The sequence below is a fragment of the Herbaspirillum sp. WTB6 genome, from assembly GCF_057457785.1.
This window is the reverse complement of sequence record NZ_CP176522.1, coordinates 906,490-931,820: the sequence shown is the minus strand read 5'-3', so window position 1 is coordinate 931,820 and position 25,331 is coordinate 906,490. Positions and strand designations below refer to the sequence as shown.

Sequence of the window (25,331 nt, the reverse complement as noted above, 5' to 3'; positions counted from 1 at the left end):
TTGCTGCGCCGGCATGATGCGCCACTGGCCGTTTTTTCTGTCCTGCCTGCTGGCGTTTACCGGCGGCCACATGGTCAATTACTCGGTGATCATGTATGCCCAGGAAGTGTTGCAATCGGACCTGCTGTCCGGCATCGGCTTCGGCCTGTGTTTCGGGCCGCCCTTGCTGCTGGGCTGGTATGCCGGTGTCTTGTGTGACCGCCATGCGCCGGTGGCCATCATCCACGCTGCGCAAACCCTGTTCGTGGCGGCGGCGCTGGTGCTGGCGTCGGCGCATCTGCTGCCGAGCGAGCCGGCCACGCGCGTACCGCTGGTGCTGGGTGCGGCGCTCTTGGCAGGCATCGGCTGGTCGTTCGCGGCGCCGGCACGTATGACCACACTGGGGCAGATGGTCGGCGCGGCCGAACTGCGCCGCGCCTCGCTGCTGTTCAACCTGCTGGTGATGCTCGGTTTCGGCCTCGGGCCGCTGGCGATTTCGCTGTGCCGCATCGCATCCGGCTGGCCCGCCGTATTCGCGCTTGCTACCGTCCTGTCGGCGGCGAGTTCGCTGCTGTTGCTGCGCGTGGCGAGCCGCGCCAGAGGCAAGCCGCACCTGCGTATCCGCGAGGAAATTGCCGAAGGCGTGCGGGCGGTGCGCGCCAGCCCGTTGATCGCGCAGTTGCTGGCGGCGGCGGTGCTTGGCTACACCTTGATGGGACCGCTGCAGGTGCTGCTGCCCAAGCTCGCGCGCGGCGAACTGGGCTTGAGCGAGCTGGGCCGAGGCGCCTTTCTCGGCGCGCTGGCGCCAGCGCTGATTGCCGGCGGCCTGCTGTGCCTGCCGCTCGCCCGGCTGCTGCCGCACGGCAAGACCATCCTGGTTGCGCTGCTGGGCTCCGGCGCGCTGTTCGGCGGGCTGGCCAACATCCATGCGCCGGTGCTGGCGGTGGCGTTGCTGGCTGGCATTGGCGTGCTGGGCGGCATCGCGATCAGCCTGATCGTCGCCGGCATCCAGGAAAATGTCGACGACGCGGTGCGTGGCCGCGTGCTCAGCATGTACACGATCATCTCTCAATCTGTGCCGGCCGCGTCCGGCCTCGGTGCCGGTGTGCTGGCACACGCGCTGGATGCGCGGCGCGCGCTGCTGGCTAGCGGCATCGCATTATTTGCGGTGGTGTTGCTGGCGGCGGGGCGCATGGCGGTGTTGCGCGGCTATCGCGGAATGACGAAACCGGCACCGGCGCCGGCGCGCGCCGCCGGCTCGGGCCAAAACTGAGCCGGCGGACAAGCACCGGCAATTTCTCATGTCGCTAGTTTCAATAAAAGCGGAGTATGTTGAAATTCCGTAATAAATGATTGCGGAAAATGATATTGTATCTTTGAGTATGTGGTTTTCCGAGCCCCGGCGCCGCGACATGATACGTAGTAAATCAGTTCCTTTCGGCAATCTTTATATATAATTTGCCATCCCGCATTTCACGCTAGCCCGCCTTTTTTCCTGTCCACAAGTCTTGCTGGAGCCCGCCATGCACGCTGTCACGCCTGTTCCCGTTTACCTGCAGCGCCTGGCGCTGGCCTTGCTGCTAATGACGCTCGCCGGCTGCGCCAGCATGTCGAAAGAGGAATGCCTGACCGCCAACTGGACCGAGGTCGGGACACGCGATGGGCAGAATGGCGAGCCGCGCGCGCGCTTCGCCAGCCATGCGGAAGCCTGCCGCGAGGCTGGCATCATCGCCGACCAGCCGCGCTATATGATGGGTTGGGAGCACGGTATCGTTTACTTCTGCACGCCGCCAAACGGCTTCGAAGTCGGCCGTCGTGGTCGCTACTACACCAACGGTACCTGCCCGCCGGCGCTCGAACCGGGATTCCGGCACGGTTACGATCGCGGCTACGACATCTACCGTGCCCAGCAGGAAGTGGATCGCGTCCAGAACAACCTGCGCGAAAAGCAGCGCAAGCTGGACCAGTCCAAGGACGACAACGAGCGCCGCAACCTGCGCCGGGAATTGTCCGACCTCGATTTCGACATGCGGCGCGCGCGCGACCGCCTGTACGACGCCGAGCGCCGCGCGCGCTACTGACGCCGCCGGCCGCGGCGGTCAGGCGGCGCGGCGGTGCAGGCAACGCCCGGCGGCGTAGGTGGCCGCCACCGCGCGGTCGTCGCCCAGTATCGCCAGCGCGAACAGCAGTTCCTCCAGGCTTTCGGCGCGTTCGGTGCGGCGCGCCAGCAGGGGTGTCGCCCGCGGGTCGAGCACGATGAAGTCGGCTTCGGCGCCCGCCGTGAAATTGCCGATCGTCCCTTCCAGCCGCATGCTGCGGGCGCCGCCCAGCGTCGCCAGATAGAACATGCGCAGCGCCGGCAGATAGGTGCCGCCCAGGCGCGCCACCTTGTAGGTTTCGTTCATCGTGCGCAACATCGAAAACGCGGTGCCGCCGCCGACGTCGGTGGCGATCGACAGCGCGATTTGCGCCGCGTCGGCGCGTGCAAAATCAAACAGGCCGCTGCCGAGAAACAGGTTGGAGGTGGCGCAGATGGCAATCGACGACCCGCTTTCCGCCATGCGGGCGCGATCGGCGTCGTCCAGCCAGATGCAGTGGCCGTACATCGAGCGCGGGCGCAGCATGCCGTAGCGGTCGTACACGTCCAGATAGCTGCGCGCCGTGGGGAACAACTGCTTGACCCAGGCGATCTCGTCGGCGTTTTCCGCCACGTGCGTTTGCAGATAGACGTCCGGGTAAGCTGCCGCCAGTTCGCCGGCCAGCTGCAGTTGCGCGTCGCTCGAAGTCGGCGCGAAACGCGGCGTGATCGCGTACGACTGGCGGCCGCGTCCATGCCATTTCCGGATCAGCGCCTCGCTGTCGCGCGCGCCGCCTTCGGCCGTGTCCTGCAGGAATTCCGGGCAGTTGCGATCCATCATGACCTTGCCGGCCGCCATGCGCAGGTTGCGCGCTTCGCTTTCCGTGAAAAAGGCATCGGCCGATTCCGGGTGCACGCTGCAATACACCATCGCGCTGGTGGTGCCGCAGCGCAGCAGCTCGTCGAGGAAGAAGCCGGCAACTTCGCGCGCGTGCTCGCGCTCGCCGAACTTGCTCTCGGTGGGGAAGGTGTAGGTCTCCAGCCACGGCAGTAGGCCCGGAGCCGGCGAGGCGATGATGTCGGCCTGCGGAAAATGCAGATGGGTGTCGATGAAGCCGGGCAGGATCAGCTTGCCGCGCCAGTCGTGCACCGGCGTGTCCGGGGCCAGCGCGCCTTTCAGTTGCGCGTGGTCGCCGGCAGCCCGCACGCGCTCGCCATCGACGATCAGCAGGCCATCCTCATGCCAGTGGCAGGCGTCGTCGCTGAGTGCGGGATCGGCGTGGAAATGCAGCAGGCTGGCGCGATAGGCTTGTAGTGACGGAGTGGCGGGGCTGGTCATCGGATGGTTTTGTCCTGTGGTTCAAAGGCGAGAGTAATACCTGCGTGTGGGCGGGCGTGCTGGCTGCAGCCCTAACGCGCCGCCGATTGTAACGGGCGAATGTCGGTGTCGATTTGCCGTGCAGCTTCCCAGATCTGCAGCAACTGGGCGGCGACCGCCACCGCGATCACCGCCGGCTCCTTGCCGCGGATGCCGGGAATGCCGATCGGGCAGGTGATGCCGGCCAGTTGCCGTTCGCCGATGCCGCGCGCGCGCAGTCGCCGCTCGAACTGGGAACGCTTGCTGTGCGAGCCGATCAGGCCGAGCCAGCCGGCGTCGCCGCGACGCAGGATGGCTTCGACCAGTTCCTGGTCCAGCGCGTGGCTGTGCGTCATCACCAGGAAATGCGAGCCTGGCGCCGCGCCGGCAATCAACGCCAGCGGCGTATCCGTGATCTCGACTTGCACGTTGGCTGGCACCTGGGCCGGGAACAGGTCGTCGCGCTGGTCGATCCAAGTCACATGACACGGCAAGTCCGCCAGCGCGCGCACGATGGCGGCGCCGACGTGGCCGGCGCCGAACAGGTACAGGTGGGCGCGCGGCACCAGGCAGGGGTCGACCAGCCAGCGGCTGCCGCCTGCGGTTTGGATGAGGTGGCAGGGCGCATCGGGATCGAAGCGCGGGACCGCGGTTGCCGGTGCCGCTGCGGTGTCGATCAGGCTGCCGTCGCGCGCGCACAGCAGCGGCGCCAGCGGCAGGTCGAGCGCAGCGAGGCGCCAGGTATCCTGGTGCGCCTGGCGGCGCTGCAGCAACTGCCGGACATGGCTGGAATCATTTCCGGGATCGGCTTCGATGCGCTCGAAAGCCAGATGCACTACGCCGCCGCAGCATTGCCCGAGGCGTGCCGCCAGCGGAAACCGCTCCAGCCGCCGTTGTACCGCCGTGTCGTCGGGCAGGTGCAGCATCTCGCGCGCGATCTCGAGCGCGCGCAGCTCCAACTGGCCGCCGCCGATGGTGTCGAACTGGCGGCTGGCGGTCACCGCCATCTTGGCGCCAGGCGCGCGCGGGGTGGAGCCACGCACCGCCGCCACGGTGACCAGCACTGCGGCTTCGGTTACCTCCTGCGCCAGCGCGTTCAGCCAGTCTTGCATGATGATCGAACCCAATGAGCTAGAGCAGCGTGGCGAGACCGGCATCGGCGGTGGCCCCGGCCTTGACATTTGAGCCGCTCGCGCCGGCCGCGCGCAGCGCCTCCACCGCGTTCAGGATTTCCTCGCTGGTGGCCGGCGCGTTCAGCGGTGGATTGACGCGGTAATCGGCGACGCTGGCGACCGCATCGCGGATCGCGAAGAACACCGAGAACGGCAGCAACAGCGGCGGCTCGCCGACCGCCTTTGAGCGGTGGATGCTGTCGGCGACATTGCGGTTTTGGAATAGCTGGACGCGGAAATCCGGCGGACAGTCGGACACCGCCGGAATCTTGTAGGTGGACGGCGCGTGCGTGGTCAGTCGGCCAGCGGCGTCCCAGCACAGTTCCTCGGTGGTCAGCCAGCCCATGCCCTGGATGAAGCCGCCTTCGACCTGGCCGATGTCGATTGCCGGGTTCAGCGAACAGCCGACATCGTGCAAGGCATCGGCGCGCAGCAGCTTCCATTCGCCGGTCAGGGTATCGACCACCACTTCCGACACCGCCGCGCCGTAGGCGTAGTAGGAGAACGGGTGGCCGGTCATGCTGGCCGCATCCCAGTGCAGGTCGGGCGTGGCATAGAAGCCGTCCGACCACAACTGGATGCGCGCCTGGTAAGTCTGGCCGACCAGCGTACGAAACGGGATCGCCTGCTGGTTGACGTAGACGTGGTTGTTGGCGAAGCGCACCTGATCGGCGCGGCCGCCGTATTCCTGCGCGGCCAGCCCGGCCAGCCGGCGGCGGATCTGGTTGGCCGCATCTTGCGCCGCCTTGCCGTTCAGGTCGGCGCCGGTGGACGCCGCGGTGGCCGAGGTATTCGCCACCTTGCCGGTATCAGTGGCGCTGCTGCGCACTGCCGAAAGATCGAGGCCCAGCTCGTGCGCCACCACTTGCGCCACCTTGGTGTGGATGCCCTGGCCCATTTCGGTGCCGCCGTGGTTGACCAGCACCGAGCCGTCCAGGTACACATGCACCAGCGCGCCGGCCTGATTCAGGTGAGTCAGGTTGAAGGCGATGCCGAACTTGACCGGAGTCAGGGCGATGCCTTTTTTCAGCACCGGGCTGGTCGCGTTGAAGGCGCGCGTCGCCGCCCGCCGCTGCCGGTAGTCGCTGTCGGCCTCCAGTTGCGCGACCAGTTCGTGCAGGACGTTGTCCTCGACTTTCTGCCGGTAGGGTGTGGTGTTGCGTCCTTCGGCGTCATTGCGGCCGTAGAAGTTCAGGCGCCGGACGTCGAGCGCATCGCGCCCCAGCGTGCGGGCGATTTCGTCGATCACGTATTCGATCGCAAGCGCACCCTGCGGACCGCCGAAACCGCGGAACGCGGTGTTCGACTGGGTGTTGGTCTTGCCGCAGAACGCCGCGATCTCGACGTCCGACAGGTAGTAGGCATTGTCGAAGTGGCACACCGCGCGCGTTGCCACCGGCCCGGAAAGATCGGCCGAAAAGCCGGCGCGCAGCACCATCTCGACCTTCGCCGCCAGGATGCGACCGGCGTCGTCGTAGCCGACCGCGTACTCGTATTCGAAGGCATGGCGCTTGCCGGTCACCATGAAGTCGTCGTCGCGGTCGGCGCGCAACTTGACCGGGCGCTGCAGGCGGGCAGCGGCTAGTGCGGCGCAGGCGGCCCACAACGCCGATTGCGATTCCTTGCCACCGAAACCGCCACCCATGCGCCGGCATTCGACCGTGACGTTGTGGATCGGCAGCGCCAGCGCATGGGCGACGATATGCTGCATTTCGCTCGGGTGCTGGGTCGAGCAGAACACCAGGATGCCGCGCTCTTCCTTCGGGACCGCGTAGGAAATCTGGCCTTCCAGGTAGAACTGTTCCTGGCCGCCGACCGAGAGCCGGCCTTCGACACGGTGCGGCGCCCGCTCGAAGGCGTGGCGGCAGTCGCCGCGCGAAAGGCGCATCGGCGGCAGCACGTAGGACTCGGCCTCGCGCGCCGCGCGCGGCGTCAGCACGGCCGGCAATTCTTCATAGTCGATTTTCGCCAGGCGGGCGGCGCGGCGTGCCTGGTCGTGGCTGGCCGCCACCACCAAAAATACCGGCTGGCCGACGTATTGCACCAGGCCGTCGGCCAGGATCGGGTCGTCATGGACGATCGGGCCGCAGTCGTTGACGCCCGGGATGTCTGGCGCGGTCAGTACCGCCACCACGCCGGGCGCGCTGCGCACCGCCTCCAGGTCGAGCGTGCGAATCCTGGCGTGCGCCTTGGACGACAGCCCGAGCGCGGCATGCAGCGTGCCGCGCAGCTCGGGCAGGTCGTCGGTGTACAGCGCTTCGCCGGTCACATGCAGCGCCGCCGATTCATGCGGATGGGCGCGGCCGACTTCGGCCCAGGCTTCCAGTTCGGCTGGCGTCGGAAATGCTTCGGTCTGCTGATTCATCGCGTGCTTCCTCACAGGCTGGCAAAGGCGTTGACGGCGGCGTTCGGCAGCGGCGCTTCGGCCCGGGTTTCCAGCCAGAAGCGGCGCAGCAGGTTTTGCGCCGCCTTCATCCGGTAGGCCGCAGAGGCGCGCATGTCGGACAGCGGCGCGTAGTCTTCTGCCAGCATCGTGACCGCAGCTTCCAGCGTCGCCTCGCTCCACGGTTGCCCGTCCATTGCCGCTTCGGCCCTGGGCGCGCGTTTTGGCGTGGCTGCCATGCCGCCGAAGGCGATGCGTGGCTGGCGCACGATGTCGCCCTGGCCGTCGCGCACGAACGAGAACGCTGCACAGACCGCCGAGATGTCCTGGTCGAAGCGCTTGGCCAGCTTGTAGGTGCGGAATTGCAGGCCCGGCCGCGGCAGCGGCACCAAGAGCGCCGCGACCAGTTCGTCCCGCCGCATGTCCTTCTTCTGGTAGGCCAGGTAGAAATCCTCCAGCGGCATGCTGCGCCGGCCGCCGCTACCGTGCAGCACCGCTTCGGTGCCGAGCGCGATCAACCACGGCATCGAGTCGCCGATCGGCGAGCCGTTGGCGACGTTGCCACCCAGCGTGCCGGCGTTGCGGATCGGCAGCGAGGCGAAGCGCTGCCACAGCTCCGACAACTGCTGCGGATAATGCCGGCACAGCGCGCGGTAGGCGTCCTCCAGCGACACGGCGGCGCCAATCTCCAGCTTGCCGTCCTGTTCGCGCAGGGTTTTCAGCTCGGTCACCTGGCCGACGTAGAGGATGTCGCCCAGTTCGCGCAATTGCTTGGTGACCCACAGGCCGATATCGGTCGAGCCGGCCAGGATCACGGCCTCCGGATGGGTGCGGCGCAATTCGATCAGTTGCGCCAGCGTGCGCGGCGCATGGAAGGTACGGCCGTCGTGGCTGTACGCGAAAGCTTGATCGCGCTGCAACTCGCGCAGCGGTCGTTCGACCGCACTGCGATCGAAGGCGACCGGCGGCAGTTCGCCCATGCGCCGCGCGGCGTCGATGATCGGGCGGTAGCCGGTGCAGCGGCACAGGTTGCCGGACAGCGCATCGTCGATTTCCTTGCGGCTCGGCGCGCCGTGCTGGCCGTCGCGCTGCAGGTACAGGCCCCACAGCGCCATCACGAAGCCGGGCGTGCAAAAGCCGCATTGCGAGCCGTGGCATTCGACCAGCGCCTGTTGTACCGGGTGCAGCGCGCCGTCCGCCTGTTTCAAGTCTTCTACCGTGAACAGAGCCTTGCCGTCCAACGTCGGCAGCAACTGGATGCAGGAATTCACGGTCTTCAGTTGCAGGCGGCCGTCATGCAATTCGCCCACCAGCACGGTGCAGGCGCCGCAATCGCCCTCGGCGCAGCCTTCCTTGGTGCCGGTGCAGTGCAGGTCTTCGCGCAGATGCTGGAGCACGGTGCGGGTGGCGGCAACATTCGCTACTCGCTGGACGCCGCCGCGATGGTAGAAGCGGATGGAATCGGACATGAGGTCTCCGTGCTGTTCTGGTTTACCGTTTAGGGTAGCACTTGTACCGGTGCCGGCTATAAGCATGCGGCGATAGGGGCCATGCCCGGCGGCAATGTGCGCCGGCGCCCGCCAAGGTGCGGGCACGCATGAAAAACGGCGCCCGCAGGCGCCGTTCGCAGGCAATTGCCGCCGCTTAGAACTTGTGGCGGATACCGACGCCGAAGCTGTTGCCGCTCGACATGTCCGTGATGCGGTCGTTCATGTAGACCGCATACAGATCGGTGCGCTTGGACAGGCCGTAGTCGTAACCGAGGGAAGCGGTATTGCGGGTCGCGCTGGCGCCAGGGATATTGCTTTTGGTTTGCGCCCAGGCGGTGAGGATCTTGCCGGCCCCGACCGGTGCGCTGGCACCGAGCGACCAGGTCTTGTAGTCCTGGCTGACCGTGTCGATCGCAGTCTTTTGGTAAGTGGCAAACAGCTTGACGACGTTGAAGTCATAGCCGCCGCCCAGGAACCACGTCTTGGAACGGTTCGGCAGCAGCGCCGGCTGCGGGTTCGACAGTTGCGCATTCTCGTAGAATGCGGTCAGCGACAACGGGCCGTTGAAATACAGCAGGTTGCCGCCGACATTGTTCTTGCCGGTGGCGCCGGCCTGTTCGCCAAATTGATAGTGCAGGTTGGCGGTCAGGCCGCTGAAATTCGGCGTGGTATAGATGACTTCATTGCTCCAGCCGGTATCGGCGGCGATCGTACTGCCCCAGCCGGAGGTATTGCCCGGGCGGAACATCAGCGGCACGTCCATATGCAGGATCAGCGGCGCGAAGGTGAACGAATCGCCGAACGGATTGAACAGGATTGACGGCAGGAAGTTCGGCGCCAGGCCGCGTCCCAGCGTGACCGTACCGAAATTGCCGGAGAGTCCGATGTTGGCGTCGCGCGAGAACAGCGTGTCGCCGAAGAAACGGCCCTGGGCGCCGGTGTCCGCCTGGAAAAAGCTGGTCAGCGCGAAGTTCGCTTTCAAGCCGCCGCCCAAGTCTTCCGATCCATTGAAACCGAACCACGACGTCGTCATCCCGCCGCTGTTGACGACCGCCGTGCTGTTGGCATCGCCTGCCATGCGGATCGAGCCGGCAAAGGCATCCACGGTGCCGAGGACGGTTACATTGGTTTGGGCAAAGGCCGGGGCGGCAAAAGCGCCAGCCAGCGCGGCGGCGAGCAGCAGTTGTTTGACTCGGGGACGAGCTTGATGCATGACATCTCCTCTACAGGCAGGTTGTTATGGGCCGGAATCCCGGCTCTGAAATTGGCGCATGGAATGGTTTCCGTGAATCATGCGGCAAGGGGCCGCGGTCAACCATTCCGACCATGTATACGGGATATATTGTTGGAAATATAAGCCATAGAATTTTTCATTTCCGCAAGGCATGATTGTGCGACTGGATGCGTATGTGGCAAAGCTCTTTTTGCGCTTCGGCGCTATGATCCATGCTTTTGGAGGCAGTTGATGCGATCGACCCGGGCCAGCGCCGCGCTGGAGCGTCTCAAGCGGCGCAGCGGCGATAGCCGCTATTCAATGGTGCGCAGCGCCGATGGCCTGTTCCATCTGGTGCAAAGGGGCGAGGGCGGCATGGTGCGCATCGGCGAGTCGTTGCCGCTGGACGAGTTCGTGCGCTTTGTCGATGCCTTCGGCCCGCAAACGCCGCGGCGCGCCACCAAGGCCGACCTGGCGTTCGAAAAGCAGTTGGTCAAAAAATAAGGCGACAGATAAGACGCGCTCAGGCGGCCACGAACGGATGGGTCGCGTGCCAGTGGTTGGCGATGTCGATGCGGCGCGTGATCCACACCCGCTCGTGCGCCTGTACGTAGTCAAGAAAGCGCGCCAGCGCTGCGGCCCGGGCTGGCCGGCCGGCGATGCGGCAATGCAGGCCGATCGACAGCATCTTCGGCGCGTTCAGTCCAGCCGGATCGCCTTCCCGGTACAGTACGTCGAAGGCGTCCCTCAGGTAATCGAAGAACTGGGTTCCCGAATTGAAGCCTTGTGCCGCCGCAAAGCGCATGTCGTTGGTATCCAGCGTATACGGCACCACCAGTTGCGGACGTACCGTTTCCTGGCCGTCGGCCGTGACGATCGGCACCTGCTCCCAATACGGCAGGTCGTCCGAGTAGGAGTCGGCGTCATAGCAAAAGCCGCCATGCTCGACCACCAGCCGCCGCGTGTTGGGTGAATCACGCCCGGTGTACCAGCCGAGCGGGCTGCTTCCGGTCAGTTCGCGGATGATCTGCACCGCTTCGGCGATGTGGGCACGCTCGGTCGCCTCGTCGACCTGCTGGTAGCTGATCCAGCGCAGCCCGTGGCAGGCGATTTCATGGCCCAGTTCCAGGAAGGCAGCAACTGCTTCCGGGTTGCGTTTCAGTGCCATCGAGACGCCAAAGACGGTCAGCGGCAGGCGGCGTTCTTCGAACAGGCGCAGCAACCGCCACAGGCCGGCGCGCGAACCGTATTCGTACAGTGTCTCCATGCTCATGTGCCGCATTGGAAAGGCTTGCGCGCCGATGATCTCGGAGAGGAAGGTTTCGGATGCCGGGTCGCCATGCAGCACGCAGTTTTCGCTGCCTTCCTCGTAATTCAGCACGAACTGCAGCGCGATGCGGGCGCCGTTCGGCCAGCGCGGGTGGGGCGGGGTGCGGCCGTAGCCGACCAGATCGCGCGGATAATTGGAGTAGCTGTCGTTCATCGGGTATCTCTGCCGGAAGGAAGAAGTCGTGCTTGCCGCGATTCAAGGCGTGCGTGCGCCATGGTACGCGCCAACTTGCGCTGCGGCATATGTCCCATTTGATAAGCATGCTGGCGGTGGGGATATATCCGCGGTTTCTTTTGCATATCCGCTGTTTTATACTCCGCATTCCCAAACGGATATATAGCGCGGCGCCGATTTACGGTAAGTTCGTTCCAGAAGCATTTCACAATAAATATAACGAGACATGACCCTTCGCCTGGCGCTGCAAAAAATCACCAAGAAATATCCTGCGGTTGTCGCCAACGACGGCGTCGACCTGAGCGTGCGGCCGGGAGAAATCCACGCGATCCTGGGCGAGAACGGCGCCGGCAAATCGACGCTGATGAAGATCATTTACGGCGCCGTGAAACCGGATGCCGGCCGCGTGCTGTGGAATGGCCAGGAAATCAGCATCGCCAACCCGGCCGCCGCGCGCCAGCTCGGCATCGCCATGGTGTTCCAGCACTTCTCGCTGTTCGACACGCTGACCGTGGCGGAAAACATCGCGCTCGGCCTGCCCTCCAACACCAAACTGGACGAACTGGAGCGGCGCATCGCCGACACCGCGCGCCAGTACGGGCTGGAACTGGAGCCGCAGCGCCACGTGCACACGCTGTCGGTCGGTGAATGCCAGCGCGTCGAGATCGTGCGCGCGCTCTTGGCCAAGCCCCAGTTGCTGATCCTGGACGAGCCGACTTCGGTGCTGACGCCGCAGGCGGTGGAAAAACTGTTTGAAACGCTGCGCCGGCTGGCGGACGAAGGCTGCAGCATCCTGTACATCAGCCACAAGCTGGATGAAATCCGCGCGTTATGCCATACCTGCACCGTGATGCGCGCCGGCCGTGTCACCGGTGTGTGCGATCCGGGCGCGGAGAGCGAGGCCAGCCTGTCGCGCCTGATGATCGGCGCCGAGCCGCCCGCAATCCGCCATGAGTTGCGTCAGCCGGGCGCGAAGATGCTGTCGGTGCAAAAACTGACGCTGTCCAAAAGCCATCCGTTTGCGACCGAGCTGCGCGACATCGAATTCGATCTGCATGCCGGGGAAATCCTCGGCGTGGCCGGCGTGTCCGGCAACGGTCAGCAGGAATTGCTGGCGGCGCTGTCGGGCGAAGACCCGCGCGCCGCAGCCAACGCCATCCTGCTGGAAGGCGTCGCGGTTGGGTGCCAGAATGCGGCATCGCGGCGCGCGCGCGGCCTCGGTTTCGTGCCGGAGGAGCGCCTCGGGCGCGGCGCCGTGCCGGACTTGAGTCTGGCGCAGAACATCCTGCTGTCGCACCAGACCGGGCAGACCGTGCGTCATGGAATGGTGCGCCTTCAGGCCATCGGCGAAATCGCCGCCACCATCATTTCCCGTTTCAACGTCAAGGCCGGTGGCCCGCAGGCGACGGCCGGTAGCCTGTCCGGCGGCAACCTGCAGAAATACATCGTCGGCCGCGAAGTGCTGCGCCATCCGAAAGTCTTGCTGGTGGCGCAGCCAACCTGGGGCGTCGACGTCGGCGCCGCGGCGCAGATCCGCGCCGAACTGGTGGCGTTGCGCGATGCCGGTTGTGCGCTGCTGGTGATTTCCGAGGAGCTGGATGAATTGTTCGAGATTTCGGACCGGCTGGTGGTGATCGCCAAGGGCCGCATGTCGCCCTCGATCAAGACCGCCGAGGCCAGCCTGGACTTGATCGGGCGCTGGATGAGCGGCCTGTGGGAGGGCGGCAGCGCGCCGCAGCGGCAGGAAGCGGCGCATGTTTAAGCTCGAGCCGCGCGCCGCGCCGTCGGCCTGGATGTCATGGAGCTCGCCGCTGCTGGCGGTGGCGCTGACCGCCATATGCGGCGCGATCCTGTTCGCCGCGGTCGGCAAGGACCCGCTGGCCAGCCTAGCGGTGTTCTTCATCGAACCGATCAAGGATTTGCGCGGCTGGTCGGAAGTCGGCATCAAGGTGGCGCCGCTACTGCTGATTGCGGTCGGCCTGGCGATCTGCTTTCGCGCCAATATCTTCAATATTGGCGCCGAAGGCCAGTTCGTGCTGGGCGCGATTTGCGCCGGCGCCACCGTGCTGGTCTTTGACGACGACACCAATGGCGGCTTCTGGTTGATCACGCTGGCGCTGGTCGCCGGCATGGCCGGCGGCATGCTGTGGGCGGCTATCGTCGCCTGGCTGCGCGACCGCTTCAACGCCAATGAAATCCTGGTGTCGCTGATGTTGGTCTATGTGGCGCAACTGCTGCTGAGTTACCTGGTGCACGGCGTGCTGATGGATCCGGAAGGCTTCAGCTTTCCGCAGTCGAAGCTGTTTTCCGACGGCTTTCTGCTGCCGATCGTGCTGCCCGGCACCCGGCTGCATCTCGGCATCGTGCTGGCGCTGGCGGCGGCGCTGTTGGGCTGGCTCTATCTGTCGCGCAGCTTTTCCGGCTTCAAGCTGCAGGTCGGCGGCATGGCGCCGCGCGCCGCCTGCTACGCCGGTTTTTCGGCGCGCGGCTCGCTGTGGATCGCGCTCACCGTCTCGGGCGCGCTGGCCGGGTTGGCCGGTGCCTGCGAAGTGCTGGGGCCGATCGGCCAGTTGACGCCGTCGGTCTCGCCCGGCTATGGCTTTGCCGCCATCATCGTCGCCTTCGTCGGTCGCCTGCATCCGGTTGGTGTCGTGTTTTCCAGCTTCGTCATGGCACTGTTCTACATCGGCGGCGAGCTGTCGCAATCGCGCCTGGGCATGCCGAACGCGATCACCGGCGTGTTCCAGGGCATCCTGCTGTTTTCGCTGTTGGCGTGCGACGTGCTGATCCACTACAAGCTGATCTGGAGGAAATGATGGATGCGCTGGCCCCCTTGATCGCGGCATCCATCAATGCCGGGACGCCGCTGATGCTGGCCGCGCTCGGCCTCCTGATCAACGAGAAGACCGGCGTGGTCAATCTCGGCGCCGAAGGCATGATGTTGATGGCGGCGGTGATCGGTTTCGCCATCACCGTTACCAGCGGCAGCGTGACGCTCGGCTTCATCGCCGGCGCCGCTGCCGGCGCGCTGCTGGCCGGCTTCTTCGCCTGGATGACGGTCTGGCTTGGCACCAACCAGATCGCCTCGGGCCTGGCGCTGTCGCTGTTCGGTGCCGGCGCCTCGGCGTATATCGGTATCGATTATGTCGGCAACAGCCTGCATAACAGCAAGTTCGGCATCCCGCTGCTGGAGGACATTCCGTTTCTGGGCGCTATGCTGTTCCGTCAGCATCCGATGGTCTATCTGTCGCTGCTCTTGTGCGTGGCGCTGGCCTGGTTCCTGCGCAGCAGCCGTGCCGGGCTGGTGCTGCGCGCGGTCGGCGAATCGCCATCGTCGGCACATGCGCTGGGCTATGACGTGCGCCGCATCCGGCTGGCGGCGCTGTTGTTCGGCGGCGCCTGCTGCGGCCTGGCCGGCGCCTTCATGTCGCTGGTCTACACGCCGATGTGGGTGGAAGGCATGGTGGCCGGGCGCGGCTGGATCGCGCTGGCGCTGACCACCTTCGCCACCTGGCGGCCGGCCCGGGTGCTGGTCGGCGCCTACCTGTTTGGCGGCATCACGATTCTTACCTATCATATGCAGGCGCTGGGTGTGCCGATCGCCTCACAGTTGCTGTCGATGCTGCCTTATCTGGCGACGATCCTGGTGCTGGTGCTGATCTCGCGCAACGCCAACTGGATCCGGCTTAACATGCCGGCTTCGCTGGGCAAGAATTTCAACCCGAACGTCTAGTGTGGTGTTGCACACTAGCCCGACACGGAGCGGTTTGCAGCAAGTTGTCGTATCTGGAACTGGGCTGTGGAACCGGTTTGAAACCGGTGCCCGCGGTGCGCCGTATTTCCCCGCTCGGCGCACGGTGCGGTCCATTTCGTTGGCAAGTGGGAGTCATACAAGAGGAAAAACCATGTCTAAAAAGTTGATGCGCGGTGCGTTGTGCGCGATGGCGATGCTGCCTGCTGTCGCGCTGTCTCCGAGCGCGGCTGCGGCCGACCCGGCGCCGCTGAAAATCGGATTCGTCTATGTCAGCCCGATCGGCGAAGCCGGCTGGACCTGGCAGCAGGACACCGGCCGCAAGGAAATGGAGCAGGCGCTGGGCAACAAGGTGAAATCCACCATCGTCGAAGACGTGCCGGAAGGCGCGGATGCCGAGCGCGTGATCCGCGACCTCGCGCAACAGGGTAACAAGCTGATCTTCACGACTTCGTTCGGCTACATGAATCCGACGCTGAAGGTGGCCAAGCAATTCCCCGACGTCAAGTTCGTCCACTCGACCGGCTACAAGACCGCGCCCAACGTCGCCACCACCAACTCGCGCTTCTATGAGGCGCGCTATCTGGCCGGGGTGTTGGCCGGCAAGACGACCAAGTCGAACGTGGTCGGCTACGTCGGCGCCTTCCCGATCCCGGAAGTGGTGATGGGCATTAACGCGTTCACGCGCGGCATGCAAAGCGTCAATCCGAAGGCGGAAACCAAGGTGATCTGGGTCAATAGCTGGTTCGATCCGGGCAAGGAGCGCGATGCCGCGCTGGCGCTGATCGGCCAGGGCGCCGATATCGTCACCCACCATACCGATTCGACCGCGGTGGTGCAGGTAGCGGAAGAGAAGGGCAAATACGCGATCGCCTACCACTCCGACATGAAGAAATTCGGCCCGAAAGCGCAATTGGCCGCCGTGACCCACCACTGGGGCAAGTATTTCACCAAGGAAGCGCAGGACGTGCTGGACGGCAAGTGGAAATCCGATAGCACCTGGGGCGGCATCAAGGACGGCATGGCGGCGCTGGAAGGCTACGGCCCGGCAGTTCCGGCCGACGTCAAGCAACTGGTGCTGGCCAAGCAGGCGGAACTGGTCGGCGGCAAGCTGCAGCCGTTTGCCGCGCCGATCAAGGACAACGAAGGCAAGGTGCGCCTGGCCAGCGGCGTGCTGACCGATGACGCCTTGAACAAGATGAATTACTACGTCGAAGGCGTGGCCGGCAAGCTACCGAGCAAGTAATTCGCCGGTGGTGGGTTGGCGGCCGCTCTGCCCGACGATGCCGGGCGGCTGGCATCCACCGGCAGTCTGATCCGCTCCGGGCCGAACCGGCCCGGAGCGGATCGTGCTTATCGCAGGGCTATGGTCTTCCTATATACTCCTTCAGATGCAAGTCAATTCCGCTCGTTAAATGGCGTATTTTTCAATATACTCATTGAGTTTTGGGATGGCGTCGATGGAAAGCCCGGGCGGAGTGGTGGGCGAGCAAAGCGGAGGAGGGGAATTCTTCAGTCTGCTGCGCTGGCATCATTCGTAGGCCGGCAGCCGTATTTGCTCATCAGCGGAAAAGCGCGCCGCGCGCAATTGCTGCACTAGCGCCTGCTGGTCGGCCGGCGGCAGGTTGCGGTTCGACTGCAGCACTTGGTTGCGTTCCGTCAGATAGGCGGCGATGCGGTTTTGCCAGGCCGCCTGGTCTTGATCCACTTCCGCCATCCGCGCCGCCGCTTCCGGCGACAATGCCGCGGCCCGCATGCGGTAGACGTCGTCATCGCTGGCGCCTTCGGCACGCATCTTGTGCGCTGCCTGTTCCAGCCGAACGACCTGCAGCGGCGCTTCCTTGGCCTCGCGCACGGCGGCGGGCAGTGCGGCGTCCAGCGCCGCCAGTTTTTCCTGCTTTTGCTGTTCGCTGAGGCTGGCATCCTGGCTGATTTCCAGGCGCGCCAGCGCATCCATGTCGTAGGCGTCGTCGATGCCGAACATCGCCTCGTTTTCGGCGGCGTTGAAGAACTGGCTGCGCGCCTGCTGCATCGCCGCAAGGCGGTTGCGGATCGCCTGCAACCCGCTGCCTGCCACCTGCGGATTTTTTTCCACCTCGACCAGCGCCCGTTTGTAGTCCAGGTAACGCCCCAGCAGGTGCTTGGCCTCGTTGGCGGCAAGCGGCTTCAGGCGTCGCTCCAGTTCGCGTTCGATTTCGGCGCGGATTTCGTCGAGCGGCTTTTCGCCGATCGCGCTCAGGTAGTAGTCGAACAGGCGCCGCAGCTCGGCATCCACCACCAGCGCATCGGCGGCGTCGGTTTTCAGGTCGCCATCGGGATACGTGCCTTGCAGCGAACGCACGAACGGAAACAGCTCTTGTTGCGTTGGCGCGATTGCCACCGGCGTTTCCGCCTGCCAGTTGAAACCGATGACCGTCGCCAGTACGGCGAGGGCCGCCGCCGCACCCCAAAGCGCGACGCTTTTGACGGTCACCGCCATGGCTTTACAGGCCCATGTTCTTCAGGCGATTGGCGTGCTGGCGATACAGCGTGACCGGATTGGTTTCAAACAAATTCACCAGACCGATGGTTTGATTCACCTCATCCATGTGATTCATCGCATAGTCGTCGCGAATCACTTTTCCCAGATGGGTGGAGCAACTGGAAACCAGGCCGTCGTTCTTGGCGCCGGCGAACGCGAGCGAGGTCAAAGCCAGCGCCGGGTCCAGGACGTCCAGCACGTTGGTGTAGGGCTTGGCGCCGCTCCAGGAGAAATAGGAGACGCCGCGTACCTGATAGGCGCCCTCGCCGCAGGCACTGGTGGGGACGCCGGACGGGTGGGCGGCATTGAATTTGAGCGAGCCGGCGGTGGAGAGCGATTTGGCGGCGGCAAGCGAGTTCTGCGGCAGCGTCGGCTTGCCCGACAGGAAGCTGATGATCGACGCCAGGCCGTTGGTGACCGATACCACCACCGCGTTCGACAGCGAGCCGGGTGGCGCTACGCCGAGTAGCAGATCGGCCACGGCCGAACCCTTGTGGACGCCACCGACGCTGGTCACAGATGCCACCAAGTCCGGCCGCACCGACGCCACATAGCGAATCGTGGGACCGCCGTGGCTGTGGCCGATCAGATTCACCTTGGCGGCACCGGTGGCCGCCAGGATCTGCTTGACTTGCGTCAGCAATTGCTCGCCGCGCACTTCGGTGCTGTTGGCGGCCGATACCTGTGTCACGTGTACCTTGGCGCCATCGGCGCGTAGCGCGGACGGAATGCCGTACCAGTATTCGACCAACCCGATGTTGTCGAATCCGAACAGCCCGTGCACCAGCACGATCGGGTATTTGGTTTGCGTGTAGCCGGCAGCAGTCGATTGCGCTGGCATCAGCGCGAATGCGGCCAGCATCGCCAGCGCGCACTTCCAGAGTTTGCTCGTCATGTCTGTCTCCTTGAATGTTTTTTTGGTGTACTACCCGTGCGCGTTCTGGTCGAAACCGCGTGCTTCGTGCCGGGAGGGTGGCCGGTCTGCTGTTGGCGGGCTGGGTAAGCCATCTTGAAAATACCGAGCGAGCGCTCGGTATGTGGATACTGAAGTAGTCTTTCGAAAAATGCAAGATGCGTTGCAACATGGGTGTTGCCGCCATGGCTGGATACGCCAGCCAGGATGGTCATGCCCTGCATGCTATAGTTTTGGCTTACCTAAATCATGCCGTGATTAAAGATGATGGAGACTCTCCCGGTCAGCTTTACCCTGTCGCAATTCCGGGAAGTCACGCCGATTGACGAGAGCAACATCTGGGAATTCCTGCTGCAACGAAACAGCGCCCGGATCAGCGTCAAGCGGCACGATACCGCGCTCGAAAACTTGGAAAAAATCTTTTCCGCCACCTTCCGCCTCGCCAACACGGTCGGCTTCCAGGCCATGACCTTGCGCGACCTGTGCCGGGAAACCGGCTTGTCGATGGGCGGCCTCTACGGCTATATCGAAAACAAGGATCAACTGGCGGCCATGATCGAAGACATGGTCAACCACGTCACCGAGATGCTGCCGGAATGGTTCAAGCACGTGGCGCCGCCACATGATCAGATCGAATCGATACTGCGCGCATACATTTACCTGTCTGAAATTTTCCAGCCCTGGCTGTATTTCGTGTTCCTGGAGTCGCGCACCCTGCAGCCGGCCCAGCGCGAGATGGCCAAGGCGTCGGAATTGCACATGCAATCGCATCTGGCGCGCCTCATTGCCGCTAGCGCCGGATTTTCCGAAGGTGAGGCCTTTTTGCTGGCAGCACATTGCATGTCGCTGGCCCAGGACTGGCATCTGAAGCGCTGGAAGTTCGGTGCGGCCGATATTGGCGCTGATGCGTTTGCGGATAGCGTGGTGCAATTGGTTCGCTGTCGCATCAATCGGCAAGGCGTAGCGCTGCCGGAGTGACGTCGCGCTTTCCAGGTACCAATCAAAACGGCCTGCATCACTGCAGGCCGTTTTAATTGCGTCAATCAGGTTTGGCACCCTTGTTATTTGCACGCTTTTCCACGATCGGGATGAAAACCCTTGGCATCGGCTTCGCCCATGTATTCACCCTGTTTTGTCCTGCCGCAATATTTATCGCCTTCGCAGTGATACACCTTGCTCGCATCGTTGACCCAGACCTTGCCCGCGCCGCCGCCGGCAGCTTGTGCCATCGCTGTATTGGCGCCGCTCTTCGCAGCAGTGGGAGCAGTTTCTTCGGCCGGAGCTTTTTTGTCGACACCACCGTGGCCCCGGCAAGCACCTTTCATGGTCGTGCCGGAATGAGATGTCCCATTCTTGCGAGTGGCGGTGATGGATGCGGTGCGGCATTGTTGGTGGCAGGAGCGGCCGGTGCTGCCGGTTGAGTATAAGGCGCGGCGCAGAACAGGGTGCTGATTGCCATCCGTAAAAAAATCTTTTCACGGGATATCTCCGAAAGGGCATGGAAATACGTGCAAAACAAGCTGACGCGCGGCCATCGGATAAGTGTCAGGAGATTATCGATGACTGACTGTCGTCAATAAAATCCGGCTATTGATGCGTGATGGAAATCGTGTGTGGTTGCCCAGGCAAATTGCAGATGGGCAAAAAAATCGGCGTTCACGAATTGAAATACAGCCAAAACGGGAGGCTGGTTTTGGCTGAGGAGAGTCAAGTGCGAATTGGCTCAATCGGATCAGGCCGATTATTGCCCGATCGATTGAGAGCGTTGCTGACGGCATACCACTCAAAAATTTCAGGCGATAGCGACTTGGCGTGATTGAGTGCAGAAAGTGCTGGCGACCGGCAGGGAATGAATTGCTTATCGAGCTTCAAGAAACCATCGGCCATATGCGAAAGGCACCATGCCTTGCTCGATAAATTGATGCTAGAACATTAATTTTGATCAATATTTCTGCATCATATTATCGGTACGCTCGGGTACATATCTGCCACCGGAGAGTTCCATGAAATTAACGATTGTGGGCCGAATTCTGGCCGTGAGTGCAGCCCTGATGCTTGCTGGATGCGGTGGTGGTGACGGTGGTTCACTGGACCCGGTTACGACCGCGACGACAAATACTGTGCCGGGCGCCAATGCGGGCAGTGCGCAGTCGGTGGTGATCGGCACGACTGTCACTCTGGACGGCAGCGGTAGTTCGGATGCCGACCGCGACCCCCTGACGTATGCATGGACATTCACCAGCAAGCCGGCCGGTAGTGGCGCCACTTTGTCCGACAGCACCTCACCCAAACCGACATTCAATGCAGATCGGGATGGTACCTACGTGGCCAGCCTGATTGTGAATGACGGCAAGGTGGACAGTGCGCCTGCCACGGTGAGCATAACGGCAGCAACGGCCAATGCTGCACCGATTGCCAATGCGGGCAGTGCGCAGTCGGTGGCGACTGGCGCGACTGTCACGCTGGACGGCAGCGGCAGTTCAGATGCCAACAACGACCCGTTGACGTATGCATGGACATTGACTAGCAAGCCGGCCGGTAGTGCGGCCACTTTGTCCAGCAGCACGTCATCCAAACCGACCTTCATTGCAGATCGGGACGGTGCCTACGTGGCCAGCCTGATTGTGAATGACGGCAAGGTGGACAGTGCGCCTGCCACGGTGAGCATAACGGCAGCAACGGCCAATGCAGCACCGATCGCCAATGCGGGCAGTGCGCAGTCGGTGGCGACTGGTGCGACTGTCACGCTGGATGGCAGCGGCAGTTCAGATGCCAACAACGACCCGTTGACGTATGCATGGACATTGACCAGTAAGCCGGCCGGTAGTGCGGCCACTTTGTCCAGCAGCACGTCACCCAAACCGACATTCAATGCAGATCTGGACGGTGTCTACGTGGCCAGCCTGATTGTGAATGACGGCAAGGTCGGCAGCGCGCAAGCCACGGTGAGCATTACAGCAAGAACCATCGTGCTGGGGTTTGATGCACTTCCCACACCGTATCCGACGGCTCCGTTTAACGAAGTGGCGATTAGCCTGCAGGACTCGTACTCCACGCTTCCTGGGGGTCTTCTCAACAGCTTGGGTGATCGTATCGCCTTGGCGACTGGCACTCCGCACACGCTGGACAACATTAGTATCGTGCTGAGCAGTTGGGCCTGCGAGACGGGTTCCGGAACCACCTGCCAAACGACTCCGGGCTCCACATTTGACCAGCCCATCACCCTCAGGGTGTACGCTAATGACAGCGATGGCAGTACTGCGGTTGCAACGATCACTCAGACCTTCAAAATTCCATTTCGCCCGTCCGCTGATCTCACGAACTGTCCGGATGGAAGATACCTGGATTCAGTTTTCACTACTACTTGCGTTAGCGGAGTTGCCTACAAGGTTACCTTCGATCTTTCTATGCTGATTCCGAAGGTGACGTTGCCGGGTGGTACTTTTGCCTACGACGTTTCATTCGCGACGAGCGCCCATGGCGCCGCCCCAGGCCCCGCCGACCTACTGAAAATTGCGGTTTACCAAACCGGTACAACCCCTTCCGTTGGTGCTGCCGTGGCTTCTGGTTCCCTTGTTTGGAATGGGGTGTCTGCACTAGCGGCCACCATTATTCCTGGCAGTCCTGCAGCGGGGCTCATGGCGCAAGTCGGATTGATCGCACCCTGATGGCTTTTCGCTTAAAGGCCAAAGGGATTGCTTCAGCGTCAATGAACCAGGTGAGTGAGATGCCTGGTTCTGGAAGTCAGGTCAGCGGTTAACTGGGGCAAATGGTCAGCAGAGATCTGGTCGGTGCTGATTGAACCTCTGTCGTACTTGACGACATGCGACGCTAAAATCAGAGGAAGTTCTGGTGCAGAAGTGCTTTACAGGAATGCTGTTCAGTTGAATCTGAACAGCATTTTTATTTGAGTGATCAGGATTTTAATCACCAATCAGAGTTGTCAATTTTTGGTTCGATGCTGCCGGGGTAACTTTACACAACGACCGAGGTTTTGCCTGTGGCAGGCCCTGATCGACTGGCTGATCGTTTGCCGTTGGCCGAAATCGAGCGCTCCGTCATGGCACCCTGTTTATCCATGTCCATATGCAACGGAGCATTTGACCGTTGCCGCAGCCAGGGTCGAGCGCGTTCGAAGTGATGACAACGGGAAAGATTTCGCCACGTTTCTGCCACTTCAGAAACACGAAAGGGTCTAGACTTGTGATCTAGACCCTTGGTATTCGTGGTAGGCCGTGCGGGATTCGAACCTGCGACCAACGGATTAAAAGTCCGCTGCTCTACCAGCTGAGCTAACGACCCGAAAGAACGCAATTATAAGTAGATAATGGCTGACCTGTCAAACATGGAGGAGGGTTTTATTGCTCCGGCGACTCGAATTTTTCTTTATCGCAACGCAGCCAGGCGTTCCTTCGCGGTCTGGGCAGCCGGCGTCGATGGATATTGCGCTACCAGCGCCTCCAGCGTCTTCTTGGCAGATGGCTTGTCTTTCAGTTCGGTGTAGCAACTGGCGATATTCAGCATGGCGTCGGCTGCCTTCGGACTGTCCGGGAAGTTTTTTATGACCACCTGTTGCGCACTGATTGCGTTCCGATAGTCGCGTTGCGCGTAGTAGGCATTTCCCAGCCAGTATTGGGCAGACGGCAGAAAGCCGGATTGCGGATAGCGCCGGATGAACTCGGCGAATGCGGTCCCGGCGCCGCGATAATCGCCGGCCTTGAACTGGGCCAGCGCGGCGTCGTAGGATTTTTGTTCGGTTGGTTCGACGCTGACTTCCTTGCCGTCCACCGTGACCTGCTGCGGTTCCAGCTTGCGCAGGCGGGCGTCAAGGTCGACGTAGAAATCCTTTTGCCGTTGCTGCGTGTTGGCAAGTTCATTGGTCAGCACTTCGACCTGGCCGCGCAGCTTGGCAATTTCCTGCCTGACCTGGTCGTTTTGGTCGGCCAGCCCAAGTGCACTCGACTTGTCGGCCTTGTTGTTCAGGTCGCGCTGGACGGCATCGATCTTGTTGCGGATATCGAGGATCGCGCGGCGCGCCTCGTCGTCGTCAAACAGGCCGGCGTGGGCGAGCGGTGCGTGCCATGCCGCACTCAGTACGAGTGCCGCCAGCGTGGCTCTGAACAGGGGCTTCATGGCAATTATTGATACACGATATCGGCACGGCGGTTTTCAGCCCAGGAGGCTTCGTCGCTGCCCAGGGCTTTCGGCTTTTCCTTGCCGAAGGAAACCGCTTCCATTTGCGAATCCGGTACACCCAGGAGACCCATCGCCCGGCGCACGGCTTCGGCGCGTTTCTGGCCCAGCGCCAGGTTGTACTCGGCGCCGCCGCGTTCATCGGTATTGCCCTGGATCAGGATTTTGCGATCCTTGTGGGTGTTCAGGTAGCGTGCGTGATTTTCAACTACCGGCTTGAACTCGTCCTTGACGGTGTAGCTGTCGTAGTCGAAATAAATGCTGCGCTTGGCGAGCACGCCTTTCGGGTCGTTCAGCGGATCGGTCGAGCCGGTGGTGACGGTGCCGACACTGCGCGCATCGGCCGCAGACCCGGTTGAGCCCGTGCTCTCCGCGATCGGTGCCTTGTCGTCGAGCTTGACGGAAGAGCAGGCCGACAGCAGCACGGCACTGGAAAGAATTACAGCCAGGATATTCAGGGAACGCATTAATTTCTCCTTGTGGTTGAAGGGATTATTTCATGAACGGGCCCCAGGTGGGCTCGCGGATATCGCCGTTCTGCATGGTCAGGCGATGTTTGACGCGACCGTCAACTGAAACTACGGCCAGGGAGCCACGCCGCCCCGACTCGGTCGCATACATCAGGTATTTGCCATTCGGCGAAAAACTGGGAGATTCATCCTTGGCGGTGTCCGACAGCCGCAGTTCCTGGCCATTGCCCAGGTCCATTGCGTACAACTGGAACTTGCCGTCGCGGCGCGAAATGTAGGCCAGCGTCTTGCCATCCGGCGAGATGCGCGGGCTGATGTTGTAGCTGCCGTTGAAGGTGACCCGGCGCGCTTCGCCGCCGGTTGCGCTCATGCGGTAGATCTGCGGGCCGCCGCTGCGGTCGCTGGTGAAGTAGATGCTCTGGCCGTCGGCCGAGAACTGCGGTTCGGTGTCGATGCCGTTGGTGTTCGACAGCCGGCGCAGGTTGCTGCCGTCGGCGTTCACCACGTAGACCTGGGTCAGGCCATCGCGCGACAGCGCCACCGCCAGCTTCGAGCCGTCCGGCGACCAGGACGGCGCCGAATTACTGCCCTTGAAGTTGGCTACCACGGTGCGCCGCATGGTTACCAGGTCCTGCACGTAGACCACTGGTTTTTTTGCCTCGAACGAAACGTAGGCGACCTTGCCGCCATCCGGCGACCAGGCTGGGGAGATGATCGGCTCATTCGAGCGCAAGGCGATCTGGCGTCCTTCGCCGTCGGAGTCGGCGATTTCCAGTTGATAGTCGCGGCCGACCTTGGTGATGTAGGCGATGCGGGTGGCGAAGGCGCCGCGCACGCCGAGCAATTTCTCGTAGATGTCGTCGGCGATCTTGTGGCCGGAGACGCGCAGGAACTGTGGCGCCGCCGCCAGCGACAGCGCCGACAGCGGGCTCGATTTCACGGTGTCGAGCAGCTTGTAGCGGACGTCAAAACGGCCATCGGCCAGCCGCTGCACGCTGCCGATCACCAGCGCGTCGGCGCCGCGCGCCTTCCAGTCGCTGTAATTGACCGGGGCGGTTTCGGACATGATGTCGCCGGTATCGATGATGCGGAAATAGCCGCTGCGGGCCAGGTCAGCCTTGATGATCGCGGTTATCTGTTGCGGCGCGACCGTTTCGTTGGCAAAGCCGGCGATCGCGATCGGAATCTGGTTGGCGCCGACGCCGGAAATTTCAACCCGCAATTGGGCCTGCGCCACTGAGGCGCCGCCGAATGCGATGATCGCGCACAGCGCGCCGAAGCTACGGAGGAAAAGGCGTTTCATCATGG

22 protein-coding genes and 1 tRNA gene are annotated in these 25,331 nt (G+C 63.0%); 9 read left to right on the top strand and 14 right to left on the bottom strand.

Features of this window, described 5'->3' with window-relative positions:
- Positions 1 to 13 precede the first annotated feature (13 nt).
- Both ACK2VC_RS04275 and ACK2VC_RS04270 read left to right on the top strand, forming a co-directional pair.
- Complete coding sequence (locus ACK2VC_RS04275; protein WP_486732356.1) at positions 14 to 1,252, top strand: MFS transporter; 1,239 nt, start codon at positions 14 to 16, stop codon at positions 1,250 to 1,252.
- Between the two features lie 250 nt (positions 1,253 to 1,502).
- Positions 1,503 to 2,060, top strand: a complete 558-nt coding sequence (locus ACK2VC_RS04270; protein ID WP_486732355.1) for a DUF2799 domain-containing protein — start codon at positions 1,503 to 1,505, stop codon at positions 2,058 to 2,060.
- Between the two features lie 18 nt (positions 2,061 to 2,078).
- Here ACK2VC_RS04270 and guaD read toward each other — a convergent pair whose 3' ends face one another.
- From guaD to ACK2VC_RS04245, 5 genes are all read right to left on the bottom strand, one after another.
- Positions 2,079 to 3,395: a guanine deaminase gene (gene guaD, locus ACK2VC_RS04265; RefSeq protein ID WP_486732354.1), complete on the bottom strand. Its 1,317-nt coding sequence runs from the start codon at positions 3,393 to 3,395 to the stop codon at positions 2,079 to 2,081.
- Positions 3,396 to 3,466: 71 nt separating this feature from the next.
- A complete protein-coding gene (xdhC, locus tag ACK2VC_RS04260; RefSeq protein ID WP_486732353.1) occupies positions 3,467 to 4,525 on the bottom strand; it encodes a xanthine dehydrogenase accessory protein XdhC in 1,059 nt (352 codons plus the stop codon).
- A gap of 19 nt (positions 4,526 to 4,544) precedes the next feature.
- Positions 4,545 to 6,950, bottom strand: coding sequence for a xanthine dehydrogenase molybdopterin binding subunit (xdhB, locus tag ACK2VC_RS04255; protein ID WP_486732352.1), 2,406 nt, complete (start codon positions 6,948 to 6,950; stop codon positions 4,545 to 4,547).
- Positions 6,951 to 6,961: 11 nt separating this feature from the next.
- Positions 6,962 to 8,437, bottom strand: coding sequence for a xanthine dehydrogenase small subunit (gene xdhA, locus ACK2VC_RS04250; RefSeq protein WP_486732351.1), 1,476 nt, complete (start codon positions 8,435 to 8,437; stop codon positions 6,962 to 6,964).
- A gap of 175 nt (positions 8,438 to 8,612) precedes the next feature.
- Complete coding sequence (locus tag ACK2VC_RS04245; RefSeq protein WP_486732350.1) at positions 8,613 to 9,671, bottom strand: porin; 1,059 nt, start codon at positions 9,669 to 9,671, stop codon at positions 8,613 to 8,615.
- 252 nt (positions 9,672 to 9,923) lie between these two features.
- On the opposite strand from ACK2VC_RS04245, the gene ACK2VC_RS04240 reads away from it, so the two are divergent.
- The gene (locus ACK2VC_RS04240; protein WP_486732349.1) at positions 9,924 to 10,175 is read left to right on the top strand and encodes a hypothetical protein; all 252 of its coding nucleotides are present in this window, start codon (positions 9,924 to 9,926) and stop codon (positions 10,173 to 10,175) included.
- A gap of 19 nt (positions 10,176 to 10,194) precedes the next feature.
- Here the strand turns inward: ACK2VC_RS04240 and puuE are convergent, their stop codons facing one another.
- Positions 10,195 to 11,154: an allantoinase PuuE gene (puuE, locus tag ACK2VC_RS04235; RefSeq protein WP_486732348.1), complete on the bottom strand. Its 960-nt coding sequence runs from the start codon at positions 11,152 to 11,154 to the stop codon at positions 10,195 to 10,197.
- Between the two features lie 247 nt (positions 11,155 to 11,401).
- Here puuE and ACK2VC_RS04230 point away from each other — a divergent pair, with 247 nt between their 5' ends.
- The 4 genes from ACK2VC_RS04230 (at position 11,402) to ACK2VC_RS04215 (ending at position 16,172) form a co-directional block, all read left to right on the top strand.
- Positions 11,402 to 12,937: an ABC transporter ATP-binding protein gene (locus ACK2VC_RS04230; protein ID WP_486732347.1), complete on the top strand. Its 1,536-nt coding sequence runs from the start codon at positions 11,402 to 11,404 to the stop codon at positions 12,935 to 12,937.
- Complete coding sequence (locus tag ACK2VC_RS04225; RefSeq protein WP_486732346.1) at positions 12,930 to 13,991, top strand: ABC transporter permease; 1,062 nt, start codon at positions 12,930 to 12,932, stop codon at positions 13,989 to 13,991. The genes ACK2VC_RS04230 and ACK2VC_RS04225 overlap by 8 nt, the downstream gene beginning before the upstream one ends.
- Complete coding sequence (locus tag ACK2VC_RS04220) at positions 13,991 to 14,908, top strand: ABC transporter permease (protein ID WP_486733166.1); 918 nt, start codon at positions 13,991 to 13,993, stop codon at positions 14,906 to 14,908. Before ACK2VC_RS04225 ends, ACK2VC_RS04220 begins: the two co-directional genes overlap by 1 nt.
- Positions 14,909 to 15,080: 172 nt before the next feature.
- A complete protein-coding gene (locus ACK2VC_RS04215) occupies positions 15,081 to 16,172 on the top strand; it encodes a BMP family ABC transporter substrate-binding protein (RefSeq protein WP_486732345.1) in 1,092 nt (363 codons plus the stop codon).
- A gap of 285 nt (positions 16,173 to 16,457) precedes the next feature.
- Here ACK2VC_RS04215 and ACK2VC_RS04210 read toward each other — a convergent pair whose 3' ends face one another.
- From ACK2VC_RS04210 to ACK2VC_RS04200, 3 genes are read right to left on the bottom strand one after another with little or no spacing between them, the layout of a single operon-like run.
- On the bottom strand, positions 16,458 to 17,405 hold the full coding sequence (locus ACK2VC_RS04210) for a lipase secretion chaperone (RefSeq protein ID WP_486732344.1): 948 nt from the start codon (positions 17,403 to 17,405) through the stop codon (positions 16,458 to 16,460).
- Positions 17,406 to 17,409: 4 nt separating this feature from the next.
- Positions 17,410 to 18,342: a lipase family alpha/beta hydrolase gene (locus ACK2VC_RS04205; RefSeq protein WP_486732343.1), complete on the bottom strand. Its 933-nt coding sequence runs from the start codon at positions 18,340 to 18,342 to the stop codon at positions 17,410 to 17,412.
- Entirely contained in the window at positions 18,339 to 18,575 is a 237-nt protein-coding gene (locus tag ACK2VC_RS04200) for a hypothetical protein (RefSeq protein ID WP_486732342.1), read from the bottom strand. The genes ACK2VC_RS04205 and ACK2VC_RS04200 overlap by 4 nt, the downstream gene beginning before the upstream one ends.
- A 49-nt stretch (positions 18,576 to 18,624) precedes the next feature.
- Here ACK2VC_RS04200 and ACK2VC_RS04195 point away from each other — a divergent pair, with 49 nt between their 5' ends.
- Positions 18,625 to 19,338, top strand: coding sequence for a TetR/AcrR family transcriptional regulator (locus ACK2VC_RS04195; RefSeq protein ID WP_486732341.1), 714 nt, complete (start codon positions 18,625 to 18,627; stop codon positions 19,336 to 19,338).
- Positions 19,339 to 19,421: 83 nt separating this feature from the next.
- Here ACK2VC_RS04195 and ACK2VC_RS04190 read toward each other — a convergent pair whose 3' ends face one another.
- Entirely contained in the window at positions 19,422 to 19,685 is a 264-nt protein-coding gene (locus ACK2VC_RS04190; protein WP_486732340.1) for a hypothetical protein, read from the bottom strand.
- A gap of 678 nt (positions 19,686 to 20,363) precedes the next feature.
- Here ACK2VC_RS04190 and ACK2VC_RS04185 point away from each other — a divergent pair.
- Positions 20,364 to 22,028: a PKD domain-containing protein gene (locus tag ACK2VC_RS04185; RefSeq protein ID WP_486732339.1), complete on the top strand. Its 1,665-nt coding sequence runs from the start codon at positions 20,364 to 20,366 to the stop codon at positions 22,026 to 22,028.
- A 558-nt stretch (positions 22,029 to 22,586) separates the two neighbouring features.
- Here ACK2VC_RS04185 and ACK2VC_RS04180 read toward each other — a convergent pair.
- The 4 genes from ACK2VC_RS04180 to tolB form a co-directional block, all read right to left on the bottom strand.
- Positions 22,587 to 22,662 (bottom strand) — tRNA-Lys (locus ACK2VC_RS04180).
- Positions 22,663 to 22,746: 84 nt separating this feature from the next.
- On the bottom strand, positions 22,747 to 23,493 hold the full coding sequence (gene ybgF / locus ACK2VC_RS04175) for a tol-pal system protein YbgF (protein WP_486732338.1): 747 nt from the start codon (positions 23,491 to 23,493) through the stop codon (positions 22,747 to 22,749).
- A gap of 5 nt (positions 23,494 to 23,498) precedes the next feature.
- Positions 23,499 to 24,020 (bottom strand): peptidoglycan-associated lipoprotein Pal, encoded by a 522-nt coding sequence (gene pal, locus ACK2VC_RS04170; protein WP_486732337.1) that lies wholly within the window; start codon positions 24,018 to 24,020, stop codon positions 23,499 to 23,501.
- Positions 24,021 to 24,045: 25 nt separating this feature from the next.
- Positions 24,046 to 25,329: a Tol-Pal system beta propeller repeat protein TolB gene (tolB, locus tag ACK2VC_RS04165; RefSeq protein ID WP_486732336.1), complete on the bottom strand. Its 1,284-nt coding sequence runs from the start codon at positions 25,327 to 25,329 to the stop codon at positions 24,046 to 24,048.
- Between the last annotated feature and the right edge of the window lie 2 nt (positions 25,330 to 25,331).

Bases quoted from the DNA above. Each gene is read 5' to 3' on its own strand.
- ACK2VC_RS04270 (WP_486732355.1), top strand. From the start codon at position 1,503: ATGCACGCTGTCACGCCTGTTCCCGTTTACCTGCAGCGCCTGGCGCTG.
- ACK2VC_RS04275 (WP_486732356.1), top strand. From the start codon at position 14: ATGATGCGCCACTGGCCGTTTTTTCTGTCCTGCCTGCTGGCGTTTACC.
- ACK2VC_RS04245 (WP_486732350.1), bottom strand. From the start codon at position 9,671: ATGCATCAAGCTCGTCCCCGAGTCAAACAACTGCTGCTCGCCGCCGCG.
- ACK2VC_RS04230 (WP_486732347.1), top strand. From the start codon at position 11,402: ATGACCCTTCGCCTGGCGCTGCAAAAAATCACCAAGAAATATCCTGCG.
- ACK2VC_RS04215 (WP_486732345.1), top strand. From the start codon at position 15,081: ATGTCTAAAAAGTTGATGCGCGGTGCGTTGTGCGCGATGGCGATGCTG.
- ACK2VC_RS04205 (WP_486732343.1), bottom strand. From the start codon at position 18,342: ATGACGAGCAAACTCTGGAAGTGCGCGCTGGCGATGCTGGCCGCATTC.
- xdhC (WP_486732353.1), bottom strand. From the start codon at position 4,525: ATGCAAGACTGGCTGAACGCGCTGGCGCAGGAGGTAACCGAAGCCGCA.
- xdhA (WP_486732351.1), bottom strand. From the start codon at position 8,437: ATGTCCGATTCCATCCGCTTCTACCATCGCGGCGGCGTCCAGCGAGTA.
- ACK2VC_RS04240 (WP_486732349.1), top strand. From the start codon at position 9,924: ATGCGATCGACCCGGGCCAGCGCCGCGCTGGAGCGTCTCAAGCGGCGC.
- ACK2VC_RS04195 (WP_486732341.1), top strand. From the start codon at position 18,625: ATGATGGAGACTCTCCCGGTCAGCTTTACCCTGTCGCAATTCCGGGAA.
- ACK2VC_RS04220 (WP_486733166.1), top strand. From the start codon at position 13,991: ATGGATGCGCTGGCCCCCTTGATCGCGGCATCCATCAATGCCGGGACG.
- ACK2VC_RS04200 (WP_486732342.1), bottom strand. From the start codon at position 18,575: ATGACCATCCTGGCTGGCGTATCCAGCCATGGCGGCAACACCCATGTT.
- tolB (WP_486732336.1), bottom strand. From the start codon at position 25,329: ATGATGAAACGCCTTTTCCTCCGTAGCTTCGGCGCGCTGTGCGCGATC.
- ACK2VC_RS04185 (WP_486732339.1), top strand. From the start codon at position 20,364: ATGAAATTAACGATTGTGGGCCGAATTCTGGCCGTGAGTGCAGCCCTG.
- guaD (WP_486732354.1), bottom strand. From the start codon at position 3,395: ATGACCAGCCCCGCCACTCCGTCACTACAAGCCTATCGCGCCAGCCTG.
- ybgF (WP_486732338.1), bottom strand. From the start codon at position 23,493: ATGAAGCCCCTGTTCAGAGCCACGCTGGCGGCACTCGTACTGAGTGCG.
- pal (WP_486732337.1), bottom strand. From the start codon at position 24,020: ATGCGTTCCCTGAATATCCTGGCTGTAATTCTTTCCAGTGCCGTGCTG.
- puuE (WP_486732348.1), bottom strand. From the start codon at position 11,154: ATGAACGACAGCTACTCCAATTATCCGCGCGATCTGGTCGGCTACGGC.
- ACK2VC_RS04210 (WP_486732344.1), bottom strand. From the start codon at position 17,405: ATGGCGGTGACCGTCAAAAGCGTCGCGCTTTGGGGTGCGGCGGCGGCC.
- xdhB (WP_486732352.1), bottom strand. From the start codon at position 6,950: ATGAATCAGCAGACCGAAGCATTTCCGACGCCAGCCGAACTGGAAGCC.
- ACK2VC_RS04190 (WP_486732340.1), bottom strand. From the start codon at position 19,685: ATGAAAGGTGCTTGCCGGGGCCACGGTGGTGTCGACAAAAAAGCTCCG.
- ACK2VC_RS04225 (WP_486732346.1), top strand. From the start codon at position 12,930: ATGTTTAAGCTCGAGCCGCGCGCCGCGCCGTCGGCCTGGATGTCATGG.